3 protein-coding genes are annotated in these 2,545 nt (G+C 60.1%); all 3 read right to left on the reverse strand.

Annotated features, from left to right (window positions below; genetic code table 11):
* Window positions 1-77: 77 nt before the first annotated feature.
* From tnpC to tnpA, 3 genes are read right to left on the reverse strand one after another with little or no spacing between them, the layout of a single operon-like run.
* The gene (tnpC, locus tag AB4Y32_RS40220) at window positions 78-1,664 is read right to left on the reverse strand and encodes an IS66 family transposase (RefSeq protein ID WP_368726548.1); all 1,587 of its coding nucleotides are present in this window, start codon (window positions 1,662-1,664) and stop codon (window positions 78-80) included.
* A gap of 30 nt (window positions 1,665-1,694) precedes the next feature.
* Window positions 1,695-2,039 carry an IS66 family insertion sequence element accessory protein TnpB gene (gene tnpB / locus AB4Y32_RS40225; RefSeq protein ID WP_368726549.1) on the reverse strand — a complete coding sequence of 115 codons (345 nt, stop codon included), beginning with the start codon at window positions 2,037-2,039 and terminating at the stop codon, window positions 1,695-1,697.
* A complete protein-coding gene (tnpA, locus tag AB4Y32_RS40230) occupies window positions 2,036-2,461 on the reverse strand; it encodes an IS66-like element accessory protein TnpA (RefSeq protein ID WP_368726550.1) in 426 nt (141 codons plus the stop codon). The genes tnpB and tnpA overlap by 4 nt, the downstream gene beginning before the upstream one ends.
* Between the last annotated feature and the right edge of the window lie 84 nt (window positions 2,462-2,545).

Here is a 2,545-nt window from a genome sequence, read left to right on the forward strand (position 1 = left end):
CGTAAGCGTCGCGTGGGAGCCGTTGAGAATTCTCTGGACAAGCGTCGAAGAACGCGGCAGGCCGCTGCCAGCAGGGATCAAAGCGAGGCAGATGTAGATAGGGGGAGATGCTTCGCGACGTTCCATGGCAACAGTTCGTCGATGCGGTTGGCCTGGTGATCCGCAATGTGCGTGAGCACGAATTCCAGGTAGGCGCGTGGATTGATGTTGTTCAATTTGCACGAGCCGATCAGGCCATACATGGCGGCAGCTCGCTCACCACCGCTGTCGGAGCCCGCGAACATAAAATTGCGCCGACCAAGGGCCACACAGCGCAAGGCATTTTCGGCAAGCACGTTGCTGATCTCGACACGGCCGTCGTCACAGAACAGTTTGAGTCCATCCCATCGGTTCAGAGAGTAGTTGATCGCTTCGACCAGTGGTGCCTTTGGCCAGAGAGTGGCCAGTTTCTCCTTCATCGACTTCTCGAGAGCCGCGAGCAACGGGCTGCTCTTTTCTTGTCTTACGCGTCGCCGCTCATCCGGTGGTTTGCCGCGGATATCGGCCTCGATTGCGTAAAACTCGCCGATCATTTCGAGCCATTGTTTCGTGGTTTCCGAAGGGGCTGTCTCATGGACGTCGAAGAGATATCGGCGCGCGTGATCCCAGCAGGATGCCAAACGAACCTTGCCGCTTTCGGTCAACTCGTTGAAGCCGGCATAGCCGTCCCCCTGAAGGACACCTTCGAATCCGGCAAGATGGGTCTGAGGGTGGATGCCTTTGCGGTCCGGCGAGTACGCGAACCAGACAGCAGCAGGATCGCTCGAACCTGAGCGACGATCATCGCGCACGTAGACCCACAACCGACCGGTCTTGGTCTTCTTGTTGCCGGGCGCGAGTACCGGGATCGGCGTGTCGTCCGCGTGGAGCTTCGCAGTCGCCATCGTGTAGCGACGCAGGGCTTCAGTCAGCAGGCGGCAGAGTTCTTCACATTGCCCGACCCAACGTGCCATGGTGGCCCGATCGAGACGCACGCCGTCGCGCGCCGCGATCTCGGATTGCCGATACAGCGGCGTGTGGTTCGCATACTTCGAAACGATGATGTCGGCCAGCAAGCTCGGATGCGCGATGCTGCGCTCAATCGGCAGCCCTGGCATGGGAGGTTGCACGATGTGGCCGCAACCGGTGCAGATCCGCTTGCGACGGATCGTGCGGATGACCTTGAACATCGCCGTGACGCGCGCGAGTTGCCCGGACACGTCCTCGCCGAGTAATTCCATGGCGTTGTTGCACTTCGGGCAGACGGAATCGGGTTCGAGCACGCGTTCTTCGCGCGGCAGATGGGGCGGCAAGGTTTCCTTCGGGGACCCAGCAGACACGCCTGAGCTCGATGCACGAGCGCGCGCACGACGAACATCGGCAACGCCGCTGCCCGCCGCCAGATCCTCAAGTTGTGTTTCGAGCCGATTGATCTGCTGATCGAGTTGCTCGGATTTGCGACCGAAGTGCATACGCCTGAGCTTGTCGATCTGGGCCTTCAGGCGCTCAAGCTCCTGGTCCCGTTCGACAATTTCCCGGTCGCGTTCGGCGATCTCCTTCTGCATCTTTGCGATCGATGCCTGCTGTTCGAGCACCAGGGCGTGGAGCTCGGCAACGGTGTCCGGAAGCGGCGCATGATTGGGCATGCGCTGCAGTTTACGAGCCTCCGACGCGGTTTACAACATCGACAATGCCGTCGTGCGACGGGGTTGTCGCCAATCGATGCCTTCCAGCAACATCGACAGCTGCGCAGCCGTCAGATAGATCTTGCCGCCATCAGCCTGGGGCCAGATAAACCGCCCGCGCGAAAGCCGTTTCGCCAGAAGCCATAGTCCGTCATCGGTTGCCCATAGAATTTTTATGAGATCGCCGCGACGCCCGCGAAAAATGAACACGTCGCCGCCGAGCGGATTCTCTTCGAGTGCCGTTTGTACCTTCGCGGCCAGAGCCGGGAAACCACTACGCATGTCGGTGACGCCTGCGGCGATCCAGATGCGAGTGCCTGGCGGCAGGCCGATCATCGGGATAGCTCCCGGATCAGCAGCCGCAGCATATCCGGTGACACGTTGCCGCGAACTCTCAAGCGTGCACGGTCGAACTCGATCTCGCAAAGATTGTCTGGCGACCTTGCTGTATCGACTGCCATCGGTGGCGTATGTTCTGCCGCCTCAGCGACGACATTCACAGGCAACAGCGACGGCACCTCCGGTGCCCGCTTCGGCGTTGCGCCCTCAGGCAGCGTCGGCAAACCGTACTCTCCTGCCAGATAAAGCCGTCGCCATTTGAACAACAGGTTCGCATTGATGTCGTTGCTGCGCGCGATTAACGCCACAGACGCGCCCGGTTCGAAAGACTGTTCAACCAGTTGCCGTTTGAACTCGGTCGGAAAGTTCGGCCGCTTATATGCGCCGACTGCGGCGCCAACGCCCCACGTCTTGTCCACTTTGGTATCCACCATAATTTGGTGGGTACCAAACTACCCAAAACCTCAATCAGCACGCTAGAACGGCCGCGGCGAGACGCTTAC

Source organism: Paraburkholderia phymatum, from assembly GCF_040965635.1.
In the GTDB taxonomy this organism is placed as follows: Bacteria; Pseudomonadota; Gammaproteobacteria; order Burkholderiales; family Burkholderiaceae; genus Paraburkholderia; species Paraburkholderia phymatum_B.

Bases quoted from the DNA above. Each gene is read 5' to 3' on its own strand.
- tnpC (WP_368726548.1), bottom strand. From the start codon at position 1,664: ATGCCCAATCATGCGCCGCTTCCGGACACCGTTGCCGAGCTCCACGCC.
- tnpB (WP_368726549.1), bottom strand. From the start codon at position 2,039: ATGATCGGCCTGCCGCCAGGCACTCGCATCTGGATCGCCGCAGGCGTC.